Genomic DNA, 15763 nt, shown 5'->3' with positions numbered 1-15763 from the left:
CCTCCCAACCCTCTTACGAAAGGAAGAATCATGTCGATCAGCGAAGAATGGGAAGAGATGCACCTGACGCCGGGCGGATGGGTAGGCGGAAGCTACCGCCACCTGCCAGGTCCCGAAGTCACGGTGGAGCGCCCGGCCGATGAAGTGCTTACCGTACGCAGGCATGTGACCGCCACCTACTGCGGCCCGTCGCGCGCCACGGAAGACAGGACGCCGCGCACGGAAGACATGGCATTGATCGAAACGCTGCTGTCACGCTTCGGCAGTCCGGCGTTCGGCGTCTAAGCGCCGGGTCAAACACCGATTGCACTGTGCCGGGGCACTCCGCGCGCCCTTGCCCTCGCCGCGGAAAGCGCCGGCTCAGCCGGGAAAACGCATCCGTGGCACGCTGGTGCCGACGCGAGAGCCAACCGGGCGCAATTCGCCCTCCCAGGGTTCCGCCCCCAGGTCCAGCACGAAGTCCCCTTCGCCGGCCTTGTCATACAGATTGTCACGAATCGCTTGCCCGATCGCCAGCCGGCACAAAGCCTCGAAGCTGTCGGCCACCGTGCCGGTCAAAGCTGCCTCATTGGCCTGAACCCCGAATGAACGCCTGCCGTCACCCACGAAACTGGTGAAGCGCACGCCTGTCGGATGACTGGAGTCCAGAAAGCTGACGGCCACGTGGTAAGCAATGCCTTTGCCTTGCCCCGGTAGGGTGCAGAGGAAGTTGGATGGTGTGGCAACCTTGTTCATGACGGATACGCTCTCGGGCCGGCGCGATGCGCGCGGCAGGATTTGACAGGCGGACCGGCGGCACAGGCATCGCACGGGGCAACGCCACGCAGCAGCACCGCGGTATTTCCGGCGTGACCCTTAAAGCGTGGTCACCGACTCCCCGGGAATCAGCCCGTTGATAATATCTTCACCGAATTTCACGGCACCCCTGCGCGCCGTGCCGATATTCTCCCACGGTGTGCTCTCCAGGCGAAACACACGCGTGCGTTCGCTGCCGGGCCGATGCCCCTCGCGGCAAATAACCACGGACGCATTGAAGCTGCGGTCAGGTTTGGTCCTGGGCCACGATTGCGCGGGTTGAATCTTGTACACCAGCGGATAGAGGTCGAATCCCTTGTAGCTGGCGGAAGGCGTATTGTTCATGTAGTGCTCCAGGCGGCGGTATGCCGCCGCCGCTGGCCTCGCACGTATTCGCACGCGCTAGACAATGCCGGGACCCATTGCGCGGCCACGCGGGGCAAGCCAGGGGAGCCTTCTGGCGATCGACTACAATCGCGATCGCTCTCCCTGGCCTGTCCTGCTTGCAATGGACACCAAGGCGTGCGCGCAGGAACCGGTCGGGGCTGCGTTGCAGTTGATATAAGGCGCGCTGGTCGGCAGTGCTCGTGTTCTGCGACTTCGTGCGCCACCTCGATTTCAAGTGTCCTGGCGAACCAGGGACGCTTCGCATATCGCGACGGGTGTCAGAGCGATACGACAGACTGCCCGGGGATGGCACCGTTGATGATGTCCTCGGCGTATCGAACCACGCCACGGCGCGCGGCACCGATATTGTCCCAGGGCACAGTGTCCAGGCGGAACGTACGGGCCTGCTCGCCCTCCGGCTCACCGCCTTCGCGGCAGATCACGACAGCGGCATCGAAGGTCCTGTCGGGCCGGCGCTCAGGCCAGTTGCGCACCACCGCATGCTTGAACACGAGGGGGTATAAGTCGAACCCTTTGTAGCTGGCAATCGGACTGGCGTCCATGATGCACTCCGCAGTTCCATTGAGCCCCACTCTACTCCTATAGGAGCCGCATCATTACCTTTATTTTGAGCGCGCGGGAGGCGAGGGCGGTGAGGGCGCCACCGGGGCAGGCGGCCCGGCGGATGCAGCGGAAGCCGTACGTGGCGTGGAGGCAAGGGGAGCGGGAGTGGCCGCGCCCGGAGCCGCACTGGCCGGCGCCGCCTTCGCCGGCCCGGTCAGTGTCAGCAGCATGTCCGCATACCAGGCCGAGTTCAGTCCGAGCACCTCATCCTCCGCGAGGTCGCGCGAGCCCACGTCGAAGCGGGCGGAGTGAATACCCAGCAGCATCCACGGCAGTTCGAGCTTGTCACCCCGGCCATCACGCATGCGCGAGACCACCATTGCACCGCTCGTGCCGCGATGCGTCCTGGCATCCGTGAGGAAAAAACCCTGACCCTGGAAACGCAAGCCATAGGCGGACGCAATCACTGCCTGGCGCGCCACCGGCAAGTGATGAAGCGCATCGTGAAAACCCAGCGGAAATCCCACGATCAACAGCGAATCGCCAACTTCGACGCGATCCGAAGGCTGCTGCAGGTGCTCCTGCGTGAAAGCCCTGTAGACGAGCTTGGGCGGCAACGCCTTGCGCTCGAGCTCCACCACGGCGACATCGACAGGGCCGCCACCATCCTCGCCCTCCCGCCAGACCGCAAGGCCATTGCGATACAGCGGAATCGAAAAACCGATCGAGCCGGCCATGTTTTCCGGCTGGCTATGCAGTTCGATCTCGATGCGGTCGGGGTGATGCTTGCTCGGCTCGTCGAACACCACATGGCGGCTGGTCACTACGAAGAGCCGCCCGTCGCGCTCGAAGAAAAAACCGCTGGCGTTGGTGAGCGGTTGCTGGCCGTCGAAGGAGGAGATGCGGACGGCGGCGAGCAGAATGGGTTCGACCATAGGCATGATGATTTGGCGCGCAGGCGCTCCGATGATCTCCAGCCGAAAAAAAAGCCCCGCTAGGCGGGGCTTTTTCTATGCGATTCGAATCGGCTCGATTAGATCGGCTCGATCTTGGTCGCTGCGGGGCCCTTTTGGCCAACGCCGGCGACGTAGCGCACTTTCTGGCCTTCTTGCAGCGACTTGAAACCGCCGCCTTGAATTTCCGAGAAATGCGCGAACAGGTCGTTGCCGCCTGCGTCAGGGGTGATGAAGCCAAAACCCTTGGAGTCGTTGAACCACTTGACGGTACCGGTTTCCATGCTGGATATCCTTTAAACCTTAAAAGTTCTGAATGAGCCTGATGCTCACCAGGCATGACGATCAAGGAAGGAACATGGAGCAAACGAACCGCCGCTTGGAGGGGACGATCCATAACATCTGAGTAACCGCTTGAAAGATCCTGCACCAACATTTATACAGGCCTGGGAGAGGCATGTCAACTTGGCGGCAAGGAAAGTGCGTCATGAATGGCGGGCGGGCGGAAATTCACGCGAAGTCGGTCTCAAACCTGGTGTTTACGCTTACGGACGCGGACAAGCGCCAGACGGGACCCGGCGGTTTTCGGCCATGTGAACGTGCTACAGTCACCACCCTGACCGCCGCCGGATTTCGCATGTCGCCTTGCCCAGCCTGCCTCGCCATCGAAGCCAACCGCGGCGGTTCGCCCGGCCACGCCATGCTCAGGATCACCGACACACAGCGCATCAAGGTGCCACGCCGTCCGGCGATCACTGTCAGCACCTTCGTATGCCAGGCATGCGCCACCGGCTGGATCTACCGCGACGAGAAGAATGCCGATACCCAAGGCTGGCAACTCGCCCCGCAAGAAGAGCTGGTTCCGGAGCAACAGTAACTCAGCCCGGCGCCAGCATCCTCTGCAACGCGGCGCCATAGCGCAAATCCATCAAGACGCCAGGCCCCGCTACGGCCCGGCGGTGCCGTTCCCATCCTCGTCGGCACACTGCCCTCGCTGGCCCACACCACGCATTGCCGCGTCTTCCCGTAAGACCGTGCCGCAGGCCCGCGCAAACCACGCGGCGGCGCGCAGCACGCATCGCGGCGAACTTTCAGGACCGGGATGATCCAGCGCATCGGACTTTTCTTTACCATCAGCTTGCTGCGTTTGCTCGCCACCCTGCCCTACGGGGTGTGCGCACGCGTGGGCATGCGCCTCGGCGCCCTTCTCTATCGCATTCCGAGCCGGCGCCGCAGCATCGTGCAGACCAATCTGCGCCTGTGCTTTCCAGACAAGAGCGAGGCGCATCGGCATGCGCTGGGCGAGGCGCATTTCAGCCATGTGATCCGAAGCTATCTGGAGCGCGGCGTGCAATGGTACGGCGACGCCGGCAAGCTGAACGACCTGGTCGAACTGGACTCCGCGATCGAACTCGGCAATGCCGATGCGGGCCCGACCATTTTCCTGGGGTTCCATTTCGTGGCGATCGAGGCCGGCTGCGTGTTCTACTCGACCAGGCACCCGGTGGCCTCGCTCTACTCCAAGATGTCGAACCCCTTGCTGGAACATCTGGCCAGGCAGCAGCGCGGCAGGTTCGGCACCGAGATGATCCCGCGCAACGGCAGCGTGCGGCAGGCGTTGCGGGCGCTCAAGTCCGGCACGCCGCTGATGCTCGCAGCGGACATGGATTTCGGTTTGCGGGACTCGGTATTCGTGCCGTTCTTCAACGTCCAGGCCTGCACGCTGACCTCCGTATCCCGGCTCGCGGCCCTCAGTGGCGCGCGCGTCGTGCCGTTCACGACGTCAGTCCTGCCCGGCTACCGCGGCTACAAGCTGAAGATATTCGATGCGTTGGCGGGCTATCCCTCCGGCGACGAGAAGGCCGACGCGCTACGCATGAACGCGTTCCTGGAAAAGCAGGTCCGCGCCATGCCGGAGCAATACTATTGGGTGCATCGCCGCTTCAAGCACCGCCCGGAAGGCGAGGCGCCAGTCTATTGAGACCGCGCGGCGACCCCGCCGTTTGCTTTTAGTCTTCGTAGCCGTCCAGGCCCACGCGATACAGCGTGGCGCCCACTTTTTCCAGCAGCGCCCGCGCCGCATCGGAAAACGTCTCGCTGGCGAGCAGCGCGGCCAGGCCAGCCACGGCGTCGTCCACCGATAGCTCGACGGTCTCGTCATTGGCAATGCGCTCGAAGGTGCTGATCACTACTGTCGGATCCATCCGGATTCCCCTGCAAAAGTCGAACCACGCCGCCCGGGCACGATGCCCAGGCCAGCAAACAGCGCGAATGGTAGCACCCTGCCGGATTCCGGCCAGCCGCCGCGGGAAGCCACCTCCGTCCGCCTCTCCGGGCGGACAGGACGATCAGTGCATTGAAGGCAGTTCGCGCGGGCGGCGTTTCTGTTCCAGCAGCGTGTTGCAATCCATCCAGGATTCATCCCCTTGGCTATCATCGTCTGGAACTGCCGGACATGATTTCCACCACGCATTGCGCACAGCCTCGCTGGCAGCCGCTCCGGCACGCCGCCCCCGCGCGCCATCGCTGTCTTGCGTTCCAAGGTGCACAAGATGCCAGGTTCATTGGAAAAATACCGTCGGAAACGCGACTTCAGCGTCACCAGCGAGCCCAGCGGTGCAAAGGCCCGGCCTGCCGCCAAACTATCCTTCGTGGTGCAGAAACACGCAGCCCGGCGCCTGCACTACGACTTTCGCCTGGAGCTGGATGGGACGCTGAAAAGCTGGGCGGTACCCAAGGGGCCAAGCCTGGACCCGATCGACAAGCGCATGGCGGTGCAGGTCGAGGACCATCCACTCGATTATGGATCCTTCGAGGGCGTGATCCCCGCCGGACAATATGGTGCCGGCACGGTCATCGTGTGGGATCGCGGCACCTGGGTACCCACCGGCGACCCGCATGCGGGCTACCGGGAAGGCAAGCTCAAGTTTGCCCTGCAGGGAGAAAAACTGCACGGGCACTGGACGCTGGTGCGCATGCGCGCGAAGCCCGACGAGGATGCGGCCAAGCCAGCCTGGCTGCTGATCAAGGAGCGTGACGAGGCCGCGAGGGCGGCTTCCTCATTCGACATCACCCGGGCATTGCCTGACAGCGTGCTGTCCGGCAAACGGAAAGCACGCGCGAAGCCTGCCGCAAGCGGCGGCGCCGACGATATGCCACCCGCCGCCAAAGCGGCAGCCCTGCCTCTCACGCTGGCGCCGCAACTGGCAACCCTGGTCGACAAGGCCCCGGCTGCCGACGGCGAATGGTTGTATGAGATCAAGTTCGACGGCTATCGCTTGCTGGCGCGCGTCGATGGCAAGGCGGTCCGCCTGTTCACACGCAACGGCCACGACTGGACCAGCAAGCTGCGCGCACTGGCGCGGGCCATCGCAGGACTGGGCCTGCGGTCCGGCTGGCTCGACGGCGAAATCGTGATTGCCGACCAACAAGGCAGGACCGATTTCCAGGCATTGCAGCATGCATTCGACAGCGCACAAGTCGACGAGGTCCGGTATTTCCTGTTCGACCTGCCGTATTGCAACGGCTTCGACCTGCGCAAGGTGCCTCTGTCCGCGCGCAGGGACATGTTGCGCCGCCTGCTGGCAGACAGGCCATCCGATCGCCTGCGTTTCAGCGAGAGCTTCGAGGCCGGCGCCGGCGCGTTGCTGCCGGCCGTCCGCAAGCTCCAGCTCGAAGGCGTGATCGGCAAACGAGCGGACGCGCCCTACGTGTCCGCGCGCTCACGCACCTGGATCAAGCTGAAATGCACGCAGCGCCAGGAATTCGTGGTGGTCGGCTATACCGATCCCGCCGGCTCCCGCCAGGGCATCGGCGCCTTGCTGCTTGGCGTGCACGACGAGCGCGGGCGGTTGCGCTATGCCGGCAAGGTCGGGACCGGCTTCGATACGGATACCTTGTCCACCCTGGCGCGCAAGCTTGCTGCCCTGCGGCAGGACGCCTCGCCGCTGGATTCCGCAGCCACAGCCAAGCCGACTGGCAAGATGCCGGCGCATTGGGTGAAGCCAGGACTCGTGGCCGAGGTCTCCTTCGGCAGCTGGACGCAGGAAGGCCGGGTGCGCCATGCGGTGTTCCATGGCCTGCGCACCGACAAGCCGGCCAGCGCGATTTCGGTGGAACGCGCGGCGCAGGCCGGCGCGGACGGCAAGGGCGACCCCGTGGCCCCTGCCAGGAAGACGGCCAAGGCAAAGCCAAAGACCGCTGCCGCCACGCCGGGCGTGCGCATCAGCCATGCGGATCGCGTCATCGATGACTCGACCGGCCTGACCAAGGGCGACCTCGTGGCCTACTATGAGGCCATCGCCCCGCTGCTGCTGCCGCATCTGCGCGGACGGCCCGTGGCACTGGTGCGCGGACCCAGCGGTATCGGCGGCGAACTGTTCTTCCAGAAGCACGGGGATACCCTGCGCATGCCCGGCATCAACACGCTCGATCCCGCGCTATGGCCCGGGCATCCCCCTTTGCTGGAAATTGCCACGGAAGCGGGCATCGTCGCTGCAGCCCGGTTCAACGTGATCGAGATCCATACATGGAATGCCAACAAGCACGCGCTTGCCAGGCCGGACCGGGTGGTCTTCGACCTGGACCCGGGTGAAGGCGTGCCGTGGGACCACGTGCGCGAGGGCGCCGCCATGCTGAAGACCGTGCTGGACGAACTGGAACTGCGCAGCTTCCTGAAGACCAGCGGCGGCAAGGGCCTGCACGTGGTAGTGCCGGGCTCGCCGCGTCACGACTGGGAGGCGGTCAAGGCATTCGCCAGGCAATTGGTGTTGCATATGGCCAGCATTGTCCCGCAACGCTTCGTGGCCAGGAGCGGGCCGCGCAATCGTGTCGGCAAGATCTATATCGACTACCTGCGCAATGGTTTCGGCGCGACCACGGTTGCCGCCTTTTCCGCGCGGGCGCGTCCGGGGCTTGGCGTTTCCGTGCCGCTGGCCTGGGAGGAACTGGACAGCATCGAGTCCGGCGCGCAGTGGACCGTCACCAATCTGCACGAGCGCATTGGCGCGCAGCGCGAGGACCCCTGGGCCGGCTACGAGACCACCAGGCAAACGCTTACCAGGGCCATCAAGCTGATGATGCCCTGAGCGTGCCTGCCAGGCAAAACGGCAGGCCCGGCTCCCATCATCGGCCGGCAGGCAATGCCGCCAGGCCATCCAGCAACGCCTTGTGGAAAGCCTGGGGATCCTGCATCTGCGGCGCATGGCCAAGTTCGGGGAACTCGACCAGCTTCGCGTTCGGCAGCGCCTTCACGGTGCTTTGCGCCAGCACCGGATAGTTGCCGACCTTGGCGCGGACTTCAGGCGGCGCGGCGTCCTTGGCGATCGCGGTGGTGTCCTTGTCGCCGATCAGCAGCAGCGTCGGCGTTTTCAGCGCGCCCAGCTCATACACCACCGGCTGCGTAAAGATCATGTCGTAGATCAGCGCGGAGTTCCGGGCCACCTGCCGCTTGCCCGGACCGCGGTTCATGCCCGCCAGCATCTGCACCCATGGCTCATACTCCGGGCGCCACGTGCCCACATAGTAAGTGGCCTGCTCGTAGCTGCGAATCCTGTCGGCATTGGTGGCCAGCTCGCGTGCATACCATTGATCCACCGACAGCGACGGCACGCCCTTCGCCTTCCAGTCTTCGAGGCCGATCGGGTTGACAAGCGCGAGCTGCTCCGTTTGCTGCGGATACATCAGCGCATAGCGCATCGCCAGCATGCCGCCGGTCGAGTGGCCGATCACCGTGGCCTGGCTGACGCCGATCGATTCGAGCAGGGCGTGCGTGTTGCGCGCGAGCTCCTGGAAGGAGTACTGGTAGCGTTCCGGCTTGCTGGACTTGCAAAATCCGATCTGGTCCGGCGCAATGACGCGATAGCCGGCGGAGGCAAGTACCTGGATCGTGCCTTCCCAGGTTGCCGCGCAGAAGTTCTTTCCGTGCAGCAGAACCGCAGTGCGGCCGTTGGCATGCTCCGGCTTGACGTCCATATAGGCCATATGCAGCGCCTCGCCCTGCGCGGTGAAGGTGAACTGCCGGACCGGGGCTGGATAGTCGAAGCCTTGCAGTTCGGGACCGTAGGCCGGTCCATCGTCGGCCGAGGCGGGTGGCATCGCGGCAACGGTTGCCGCGGTGAGCAAGGCGAGCAAGACTCGGCGAGGGAAGTTCATGACGGTAGGTCTCGTGGGCTAAGAGAAGGCTGGAAAGCGCAAGGTTCCGCGCAATTATGACGCCAGCCAGGCGCGGTCCGCCGGCGCGGAGAAATCAAGCGCCGGTCCCGCCGGCACGACGCCACTCGGATTGATCGAAAGATGGCTCTCGTAATAGTGCCGCTTGATATGTTCGAGGTTGACCGTTTGCCCGATACCGGGAAGCTGGTAGATGTCGCGCGTATATGCCGCGAGATGCTTGTAATCCGCGATGCGCCGAAGGTTGCACTTGAAGTGGCCGACATAGACCGCATCGAAGCGGACCAGCGTGGTGAACAGGCGGATATCGGCCTCGGTGATCCGGTCGCCGGTCAGGAAGCGGCGTGTCGCCAGCCGCGCGTCGAGCCAGTCGAGCGTATCGAACAACGGCGCGACCGCTTCTTCGTAGGCGGCTTGCGTGGTGGCAAAGCCGGCTTTGTAGACGCCGTTGTTCAGCGTGTCGTACACGCGCGCGTTGATCTCGTCGATTTCCGGGCGCAGCGCGAGCGGATAGTAATCGCCAGCCTTTGCACCCAGGCCGTCGAAGGCCCGATTGAACATCCGGATGATTTCGGATGACTCGTTGCTGACGATGGTCGCCAGCTTCTTGTCCCACAGCACCGGCACGGTGACGCGGCCGGTGTAGTCCGGATCGGCCGCCGTATAGACCTGGTGCATCAGGCGTGCGTCGTTGACCGTGTCGGGCACGACACCGGGACCCTCGGCAAAGGTCCAGCCCTCGCCGTGCATCAGCCAGTGGACGACCGATACGCCGATCATCCCTTCCAGCCCCTTGAGGGCCCGCAGGATCAGCGTGCGGTGCGCCCACGGGCAGGCCAGGCTCACGTAAAGATGATAGCGGCCGGCCTCGGCCTTGAAGCCACCCACGCCGCTCGGGCCGGCGGCGCCGTCGGGCGTTACCCAATTGCGGAAGGCGGCGCCCTTGCGAAGGAAGCGGCCGCCGGTGGATGCGGTGTCGTACCAGCGGTCTTGCCACTTGCCGTTGACGAGCAGTCCCATGTCGATTCTCCTGCTGATGCAATGATGCGTTGATGTGATGATGGGCCGGAATGTTCAGTCGGCGCCATGCGTTTGCTGCGGCGCGTCGACGAACTGCACGATCGCCGGAATGACCTGCCCCGGCGCTTCTTCCATCAGCCAGTGCCCGGATCCCTTGACGACCACGCCTTGCACATTGGTGGCGACCAGGCGCGCCTGGTCGATCAGGAAATCGCCCGAGGCCTTTTCACCGGCCAGTACCAGCATGGGCATCGGCAGGGGCAGCTTCGCCAGGGCCGCGAAATCCTCGGCATCCTGCGGGAAGGCGCGGAAGAACTCGAAGCCCGCGCRCATCCGGCCCGGCCGGGCAAAAGCGGCGGCGTAGAGCCGGCGGCTGCTCTCCGGCATCGCGTGCGCCGGGTCCGCGGCGAAGTCGTTCCAGAAGTGTTCGAAGTACGTACGTTCGCGGCCTTTCACCAGCTTCTCGGGCGTGTCGCCATAGAAGTTGAAGTGCCACTTGTCGCGCAGCAGCCAGACTTTTTGCCAGTCGCCCACGCCGGGCAGGAAGGCATCCATCAGCGTCACGCTTTCCACTTCGCCAGGGTACTGCGCCGCATAGGCGTAGGCGACCATCAGGCCGATATCGTGGCCGACGATGTGGATCTTGCGGTAGCCCAGCGCCTGGACCATGGCATGGATGTCCTGGGCCAGGTTCTTCTTCTCGTAGCCGGAAGGCGTGATTTCCGACCCGCCCACGCCACGCAGGTCCGGTGCGATCACGACGTGCCTGTCGCCGAGTTGCTTCATCAGCGGCAGCCACATATGGCTGGTCTCGGCGTAGCCGTGCAACAGGACCACGGGTGTGCCGCTGCCCTGCCCGGTTTCAAGATAGTGCAAGTCGACGCCGTTCGCGTTGATCGTGTGCGGCTGGATTGCGCCGGCACGTTCCGCCGCGCTCGCGGGCGCAGGGTACGCGAGCGCGGCGAAGGTGAGCGCGGCAACGCCGAACATGAGCGCTGCGACGCTGATGTGGCGTGCGATGCGGTGGATGAGAGCCATGACTATCTCCGGTGACTGTGCCGCGGCAAGGCTGGGGGCCGGTCCGGCGGCGTTAGGGTTTCTTATTTCTTGAATGAATAGTGCGCCACCGCCCTTGTTTTGCCGTACGATTTCCCCGATGAACTCGTTCGACGGAGTTGAACATGTTGTCGGAAGATGAACTGGCGCTACTGGAAGCCATCCGCGAGAGCGGCAGCCTGTCCCGTGCCGCGGCGCGCCTCGGCAAGGCGCCGTCGACCATCTCGCATGCCGCGCGGCAGCTCGAGAGCCGATTCGATGCCCTGCTCTTCGACCGCCGGCGCTACCGGCTGCAACTGACGCCTGCCGGCCTCCTGCTGGCCGACGAGGCCGCGCGGCTGATGCTGGACGTATCGCGCATGACGCAGCGTGTGCGGCAGGTCGCCAGCGGCTGGGAAGACCGCCTGTGGATCGTCACCGACGAGGTGCTGGAGTTCGAATCGCTGATGCCCTTGATCCGCAACTTCGACACCTTGAATTCGGGCGTGGCGATTCGCCTGACCCACGAAGTCCTCAGCGGCACCTGGGAGGCGTTGCGCGATGGCCGCGCGGATGTGATCGTGGGGGCGACCAACGAACCGCCCGCGATTCCCGGGCTGCGCTGGTTCGAGCTGGGCGTGGTGGAATGGGTGTTTGCCGTGGCGCCTCGCCATCCGCTTGCCAGCGTGGAAGGAACGCTCACGCGCGAGCGCATCTCGGCGCACCGTGCGGTGGCGGTAGCCGATTCATCGCGCGGCACTGCGGGACGGGCCTACGGCCTGGTTGGCGGGCAAGCCGCGCTGGCCGTGCCGAGCATGCGCGCGAAGATACTGGCGCAACGCGAAGGGCTCGGCGTCGGCTGGCTGCCGCGGCACCGCGTGGCATCGCTGCTCAAGCGCGGCGAACTGGTGGAAAAGCGCACGGCCGATCCGCGCGAGCCCAATACGCTCTACGTGGCCTGGCGTGGCGACCATGAGGGCCGCGCGCTGCAATGGTGGCTGGACCAGTTTCGGCAGCCGCGCCTGGCAAAGCGCCTGGTGCAAGGCATTGACCTGTTCGCCTGAGCGCGGTGACGGCGGGCAAAAGAAAGCCCTCGCGCTGGAGGGCTTTCTCTTCAACGTCAGACTGGTTCCAAACCCGATTGCGGCGCCTCGTCCCGCTTCTCCAGACTATCGCGCCGCTTTCCAAATCAGGCTGTCACGACACAGCGTGATGTTTCGCCGGAATAGAGCTTGCAACATAAAGTTGCATGTAATCAATGAGATAGCGTTTCCAAATGCTGCATGGAAAGATTGGAACAATGCCACTGAGAACCGTGAGAATCGCATTGCGCCCTGAATAAACCTTCCGCACCGTGGCCAATCAGGCGTTGGCGAAGATGGATCGGCTGTTCGCCGGGATGTACGAGGCGGATATCTGCCAGCTGCCGCCTCGCCGATGCATTGACACGTTATTTAGCAGACGCTGTCCGAGTTTGCCCGCGTGTCGCGAACTAGGGGTTGTGTCGTCAGCGCAGCAGTGGAGTTCCGATCATGTGCTCAAGCTCAGTCCCATCAAGTCCCTCGACAACGTCGACAAGCCTGAGGCCCTGCGGCGAGCATTCGAAGGTGGCCAGGTCGGTGTAGACACGCTTGACGCAGCCGATGCCTGTCAGCGGGTAGGTGCAGCGTTTGACGAGCTTGCTCTCCCCCTTCTTCGTCAGCAGGTCCATCATCACCCAGGTCTGCTTCGCACCGGTGGCCAAGTCCATCGCGCCGCCCACGGCGGGGATGGCACCGGACTCGCCGGTGCTCCAGTTAGCCAGGTCGCCGGTGGCGCTCACCTGGAACGCGCCGAGCACGCAGATATCGATGTGTCCGCCGCGCATCATCGCGAAACTGTCGGCATGGTGGAAGAAGGCACCGCCGCGCAGCAGGGTGACCGGCTGCTTGCCTGCGTTGATGAGGTCGTAGTCCTCTTCCCCTGCGGCGGCCGCGGTGCCCATGCCGAGGATGCCGTTCTCGCTGTGCAGAATGACCTCGCGTCCGGCCGGCAGATGGTTGGCCACCAGGGTGGGCTGCCCGATGCCGAGGTTGACCACGGCGCCGTCGAAGATGTCTTGTGCCACGCGGGCGGCGAGCTGGTCCTTGGTGCGGCGTTGAGCGTGCGTGTTCATGCTGCCTCCTTGAATCCGCCGGCCTGTGTGGCGCTGCGTTCGACCTGCACGATGTGGCTCACGAATAAGCCTGGCGTGACGATGCTTTCGGGGTCTAGCACGCCAAGGTCCACGACCTCGTGCACCGTGGCCACCGTCTTCTTCGCCGCCATCGCCATCACCGGGCCGAAGTTGCGCGCGGCCTTGCGGTATGTGAGGTTGCCCCACCGGTCGCCGCGCTCGGCCTTGATGAGCGCCAGGTCGCCGTGGATGGGGTATTGGAGCACAAAAGGTCGGCCGTCGATCACTCGCGTCTCGTGGCCTTCGGCCAACTCGGTGCCATAGCCGGTGGGGCAGAAGAAGGCGCCGATGCCAGCACCCGCGGCTCGGATGCGTTCAGCCAGGTTGCCCTGCGGCACCAGTTCCAGCTCGATCCTGCCGGCGCGGTAGAGCCCGTCGAAGACGTAGCTGTCGGCTTGGCGCGGGAAGCTGCAGATGATCTTGCGCACACGGCCGGCCTTAAGCAGCGCGGACAAGCCCTTGTCGCCGTTTCCGGCATTGTTGTTAACAACGGTGAGCTCTTTCGCGCCCTGCTCGATCAGCCCGTCGATGAGTTCGCCCGGAATGCCAGCAGTGCCGAAGCCGCCAATCAGCACCGTGGCGCCGTCGTGTGTACCTTCCAGCGCCTCAGCCACCGAGCGCGCGATCTTGTTTATCATGAGTATGCCTACGGTTGAAACAGAAGAGAATTTGTCCCGAACAAGCGTTCGGGCGTTTTGCCGACCCCGTCGAGAACGGATCCCGATGCTGTTTCAGTTTTCGATGAGCACGCAAGAAGCGAGATCCTCGGCTGGTCGGCCAGGCGGCGTCGGCATCAGCTTCGTGCCAGGATCTGTCATTGCCGAAGGCGCGGTTGCCGCCGTTCCCGTTGTGAGATTCGGCGATGGGCAGGACATCGATGGCTGAAACGATCGGATGCTAGGGATTTGTCAGCTCGGCAATCAGCTCGTGTACTCGCGGCCACTCGCCATAGCCGGAGGCGGGGTTGAGGTGCCCCACGGTACCTAGGTCGACAAGGCGGCTGCCCCATTCGGATGCCAGCGTGGCAACACGGTCAAAACTGGCGAGAGGGTCATTTCGGCTCGCCGCCACAATACTTGGAAATGGCAGCGCAGTTCTGGGAACCGGCAGCCATCCGTTCTCGTCCAGAACCTCCATCGATGAATGGCCTGCGGGCATGGGGACCTCGAAATCCGGTGGTGTCGCGAGGAGAGCACCGTGAATTGCACGGTTGTGGCGCTTCGCCCACTGAACGGTGATCATCACGCCCGCACTGTGCGCGACAAGGACAATGGGGCCGCCGATGCGTGCGATTACGGCGTCGAGTGCCGCAACGCGCGCGCCGCAATTGAGTTTGTCCTGCTCCAGCGGTGGTACCGACACCGCATTCGGCAGGCTTGCCTCCAGCAGCGTTTGCCAATGCTGGGGAACGTGATCGCGCAAGCCTGGGACAACGAGGATGGTTGGCTTCATCTTGGCAATGATTGGGAGTTTGGATTGGAATTCGGCACGACGGGCATCGGCCAGCCGGCGCCCCATTGCTGCATAAGCGACTCCTTCTTGCCCTGAGTCCCCCGCGCGGCCACGCTTTTGTTACTCGTTCAAGTTGACATTAAATTGCTTGATAATCTTTCCAATCTTCTCAAAGCCATCTCTTTCGACTTTCTCCAGGGAGTCGATCGATTGCGGCTGCACTGGCTCCAGCCCCAAATCCGTCAACCGCTTTTGCACCGACGCGGCCGACGCGGCCTTGTAGATGGCAGTACGGATCTTCTCTGCCAATTCCATAGGAACACCGGATGGAACGATGGCCACGGCCAGGTTGCTAAAGTTGATCTCCGGGTATCCCAGTTCAGCGAAGGTCGGTACGTTAGGAAGACTTGGCGAGCGGTTGTTGGCGATCACTGCATAGGGCTTCAGCTTGCCGCCGCGAATCAGTGGCAGCGAGGTTGCGATACCGTCAACCATGATAGGAATCTGCCCACCCATGACCTGGATCAGCGCGGGAGGAGAGCCAACGAACGGCACGTGTTGCATCTTGAAGCCGGCATGCTCGCCAAGCATCAACCCGGCGTAGTGCGAAGCCGATCCGATTGCGTAGGAGGCGAACGTATCCTTTTGGGGATTGGCCTTGAGATAGGCGATCAAGCCTTTGAAGTCTGTCGCAGGCAGATCAGGACTTCCGACCAGGACGAAGCCGGACCGGGCAAATGCTGCAACCGGCTTGATGTCCTTGAGGGGCGAAAAGTTCTGTTTGATGACGTGCGGGATCTCCGTGAGAATATTGTCGTAGGCAATCATGATGGTCTGTCCATCCGCTGGCGACGACAGCAAGGATGCAACAGCGACATTGCCGCCAGCGCCGCGCTTGTTGTCCACGAAAAACGGGACACCGACATCCCTGGAGAGCTGATCAGCCAGAACGCGGGCAACTACGTCCATCGAACCGCCCGGGACAGCGGGTACCACCACCCTGACCGGCTTGTTAGTCCAGGCATAAGCACCACCTGCTGCCGTCAGGGTCAACGCAGCGCAGAGCACTGCTCGAGCGCACGCATTTCGGGAAAAGAACATCAACATCCAGGTCTCCTTTGATCTTTGATTTATAACGCCGCGCGCAAATAATCCACAGGTCATCCGGTCC

Annotated in this window: 18 protein-coding genes; 5 read left to right on the top strand and 13 right to left on the bottom strand. The window is 63.7% G+C overall.

From position 1 onward, the window contains the following. The first annotated feature begins 30 nt into the window (after window positions 1–30). A complete protein-coding gene (locus AC1DQ3_RS09105; protein WP_477119860.1) occupies window positions 31–285 on the top strand; it encodes a translation initiation factor 1 in 255 nt (84 codons plus the stop codon). Between the two features lie 75 nt (window positions 286–360). Here AC1DQ3_RS09105 and AC1DQ3_RS09100 read toward each other — a convergent pair whose 3' ends face one another. From AC1DQ3_RS09100 to AC1DQ3_RS09080, 5 genes are all read right to left on the bottom strand, one after another. Beyond that, window positions 361–735, bottom strand: coding sequence for a hypothetical protein (locus tag AC1DQ3_RS09100; RefSeq protein WP_477119859.1), 375 nt, complete (start codon window positions 733–735; stop codon window positions 361–363). Window positions 736–855: 120 nt separating this feature from the next. Further along, entirely contained in the window at window positions 856–1140 is a 285-nt protein-coding gene (locus AC1DQ3_RS09095; protein ID WP_477119858.1) for a hypothetical protein, read from the bottom strand. Between the two features lie 320 nt (window positions 1141–1460). Further along, window positions 1461–1745 carry a hypothetical protein gene (locus AC1DQ3_RS09090; RefSeq protein ID WP_477119857.1) on the bottom strand — a complete coding sequence of 95 codons (285 nt, stop codon included), beginning with the start codon at window positions 1743–1745 and terminating at the stop codon, window positions 1461–1463. A gap of 60 nt (window positions 1746–1805) precedes the next feature. Further along, window positions 1806–2681, bottom strand: coding sequence for a trypsin-like peptidase domain-containing protein (locus AC1DQ3_RS09085; RefSeq protein ID WP_477119856.1), 876 nt, complete (start codon window positions 2679–2681; stop codon window positions 1806–1808). Window positions 2682–2779: 98 nt separating this feature from the next. After that, window positions 2780–2983 carry a cold-shock protein gene (locus AC1DQ3_RS09080; RefSeq protein ID WP_006157950.1) on the bottom strand — a complete coding sequence of 68 codons (204 nt, stop codon included), beginning with the start codon at window positions 2981–2983 and terminating at the stop codon, window positions 2780–2782. 353 nt (window positions 2984–3336) lie between these two features. Between AC1DQ3_RS09080 and AC1DQ3_RS09075 the strand changes: the two genes are divergently transcribed. Both AC1DQ3_RS09075 and AC1DQ3_RS09070 read left to right on the top strand, forming a co-directional pair. Next, complete coding sequence (locus AC1DQ3_RS09075) at window positions 3337–3576, top strand: hypothetical protein (RefSeq protein ID WP_477120029.1); 240 nt, start codon at window positions 3337–3339, stop codon at window positions 3574–3576. 225 nt (window positions 3577–3801) lie between these two features. Beyond that, window positions 3802–4680, top strand: coding sequence for a lipid A biosynthesis lauroyl acyltransferase (locus AC1DQ3_RS09070; protein ID WP_477119855.1), 879 nt, complete (start codon window positions 3802–3804; stop codon window positions 4678–4680). A gap of 28 nt (window positions 4681–4708) precedes the next feature. On the opposite strand, the gene AC1DQ3_RS09065 is transcribed toward AC1DQ3_RS09070, so the two are convergent. Continuing rightward, a complete protein-coding gene (locus AC1DQ3_RS09065) occupies window positions 4709–4903 on the bottom strand; it encodes a hypothetical protein (protein WP_477119854.1) in 195 nt (64 codons plus the stop codon). Between the two features lie 348 nt (window positions 4904–5251). On the opposite strand from AC1DQ3_RS09065, the gene ligD reads away from it, so the two are divergent. After that, window positions 5252–7786 (top strand): DNA ligase D, encoded by a 2535-nt coding sequence (ligD, locus tag AC1DQ3_RS09060; protein ID WP_477119853.1) that lies wholly within the window; start codon window positions 5252–5254, stop codon window positions 7784–7786. Between the two features lie 37 nt (window positions 7787–7823). Here ligD and AC1DQ3_RS09055 read toward each other — a convergent pair whose 3' ends face one another. From AC1DQ3_RS09055 to AC1DQ3_RS09045, 3 genes are all read right to left on the bottom strand, one after another. Beyond that, window positions 7824–8795, bottom strand: coding sequence for an alpha/beta fold hydrolase (locus AC1DQ3_RS09055; RefSeq protein ID WP_477120028.1), 972 nt, complete (start codon window positions 8793–8795; stop codon window positions 7824–7826). A 111-nt stretch (window positions 8796–8906) separates the two neighbouring features. Beyond that, a complete protein-coding gene (locus AC1DQ3_RS09050) occupies window positions 8907–9890 on the bottom strand; it encodes a glutathione S-transferase family protein (protein ID WP_477119852.1) in 984 nt (327 codons plus the stop codon). Window positions 9891–9944: 54 nt separating this feature from the next. Further along, window positions 9945–10928 carry an alpha/beta fold hydrolase gene (locus AC1DQ3_RS09045; protein WP_477119851.1) on the bottom strand — a complete coding sequence of 328 codons (984 nt, stop codon included), beginning with the start codon at window positions 10926–10928 and terminating at the stop codon, window positions 9945–9947. A gap of 143 nt (window positions 10929–11071) precedes the next feature. Between AC1DQ3_RS09045 and AC1DQ3_RS09040 the strand changes: the two genes are divergently transcribed. Next, window positions 11072–11989: a LysR family transcriptional regulator gene (locus tag AC1DQ3_RS09040; protein ID WP_477119850.1), complete on the top strand. Its 918-nt coding sequence runs from the start codon at window positions 11072–11074 to the stop codon at window positions 11987–11989. A gap of 443 nt (window positions 11990–12432) precedes the next feature. On the opposite strand, the gene AC1DQ3_RS09035 is transcribed toward AC1DQ3_RS09040, so the two are convergent. From AC1DQ3_RS09035 to AC1DQ3_RS09020, 4 genes are all read right to left on the bottom strand, one after another. After that, window positions 12433–13080: a 3-oxoacid CoA-transferase subunit B gene (locus tag AC1DQ3_RS09035; protein WP_477119849.1), complete on the bottom strand. Its 648-nt coding sequence runs from the start codon at window positions 13078–13080 to the stop codon at window positions 12433–12435. After that, window positions 13077–13778 (bottom strand): 3-oxoacid CoA-transferase subunit A, encoded by a 702-nt coding sequence (locus AC1DQ3_RS09030; protein WP_477119848.1) that lies wholly within the window; start codon window positions 13776–13778, stop codon window positions 13077–13079. The genes AC1DQ3_RS09035 and AC1DQ3_RS09030 overlap by 4 nt, the downstream gene beginning before the upstream one ends. Before the next feature lie 259 nt (window positions 13779–14037). Then, window positions 14038–14592, bottom strand: a complete 555-nt coding sequence (locus AC1DQ3_RS09025) for an RBBP9/YdeN family alpha/beta hydrolase (RefSeq protein WP_477120027.1) — start codon at window positions 14590–14592, stop codon at window positions 14038–14040. A gap of 120 nt (window positions 14593–14712) precedes the next feature. After that, window positions 14713–15699 (bottom strand): Bug family tripartite tricarboxylate transporter substrate binding protein, encoded by a 987-nt coding sequence (locus AC1DQ3_RS09020; RefSeq protein WP_477119847.1) that lies wholly within the window; start codon window positions 15697–15699, stop codon window positions 14713–14715. Window positions 15700–15763 lie beyond the last annotated feature (64 nt).

The organism is Cupriavidus sp. 01T418 (genome assembly GCF_056398885.1).
This window is presented reverse-complemented; position numbering and strand designations above follow the sequence as displayed.

What these genes read in the sequence shown, in the direction of transcription:
- AC1DQ3_RS09030 (WP_477119848.1), bottom strand. Translation starts at nt 13,778, where the DNA reads ATGATAAACAAGATCGCGCGCTCGGTGGCTGAGGCGCTGGAAGGTACA.
- AC1DQ3_RS09090 (WP_477119857.1), bottom strand. Translation starts at nt 1,745, where the DNA reads ATGGACGCCAGTCCGATTGCCAGCTACAAAGGGTTCGACTTATACCCC.
- AC1DQ3_RS09105 (WP_477119860.1), top strand. Translation starts at nt 31, where the DNA reads ATGTCGATCAGCGAAGAATGGGAAGAGATGCACCTGACGCCGGGCGGA.
- AC1DQ3_RS09040 (WP_477119850.1), top strand. Translation starts at nt 11,072, where the DNA reads ATGTTGTCGGAAGATGAACTGGCGCTACTGGAAGCCATCCGCGAGAGC.
- AC1DQ3_RS09050 (WP_477119852.1), bottom strand. Translation starts at nt 9,890, where the DNA reads ATGGGACTGCTCGTCAACGGCAAGTGGCAAGACCGCTGGTACGACACC.
- AC1DQ3_RS09095 (WP_477119858.1), bottom strand. Translation starts at nt 1,140, where the DNA reads ATGAACAATACGCCTTCCGCCAGCTACAAGGGATTCGACCTCTATCCG.
- AC1DQ3_RS09100 (WP_477119859.1), bottom strand. Translation starts at nt 735, where the DNA reads ATGAACAAGGTTGCCACACCATCCAACTTCCTCTGCACCCTACCGGGG.
- AC1DQ3_RS09065 (WP_477119854.1), bottom strand. Translation starts at nt 4,903, where the DNA reads ATGGATCCGACAGTAGTGATCAGCACCTTCGAGCGCATTGCCAATGAC.
- AC1DQ3_RS09020 (WP_477119847.1), bottom strand. Translation starts at nt 15,699, where the DNA reads ATGTTGATGTTCTTTTCCCGAAATGCGTGCGCTCGAGCAGTGCTCTGC.
- AC1DQ3_RS09035 (WP_477119849.1), bottom strand. Translation starts at nt 13,080, where the DNA reads ATGAACACGCACGCTCAACGCCGCACCAAGGACCAGCTCGCCGCCCGC.
- ligD (WP_477119853.1), top strand. Translation starts at nt 5,252, where the DNA reads ATGCCAGGTTCATTGGAAAAATACCGTCGGAAACGCGACTTCAGCGTC.
- AC1DQ3_RS09055 (WP_477120028.1), bottom strand. Translation starts at nt 8,795, where the DNA reads ATGCCACCCGCCTCGGCCGACGATGGACCGGCCTACGGTCCCGAACTG.
- AC1DQ3_RS09070 (WP_477119855.1), top strand. Translation starts at nt 3,802, where the DNA reads ATGATCCAGCGCATCGGACTTTTCTTTACCATCAGCTTGCTGCGTTTG.
- AC1DQ3_RS09075 (WP_477120029.1), top strand. Translation starts at nt 3,337, where the DNA reads ATGTCGCCTTGCCCAGCCTGCCTCGCCATCGAAGCCAACCGCGGCGGT.
- AC1DQ3_RS09025 (WP_477120027.1), bottom strand. Translation starts at nt 14,592, where the DNA reads ATGAAGCCAACCATCCTCGTTGTCCCAGGCTTGCGCGATCACGTTCCC.
- AC1DQ3_RS09080 (WP_006157950.1), bottom strand. Translation starts at nt 2,983, where the DNA reads ATGGAAACCGGTACCGTCAAGTGGTTCAACGACTCCAAGGGTTTTGGC.
- AC1DQ3_RS09085 (WP_477119856.1), bottom strand. Translation starts at nt 2,681, where the DNA reads ATGGTCGAACCCATTCTGCTCGCCGCCGTCCGCATCTCCTCCTTCGAC.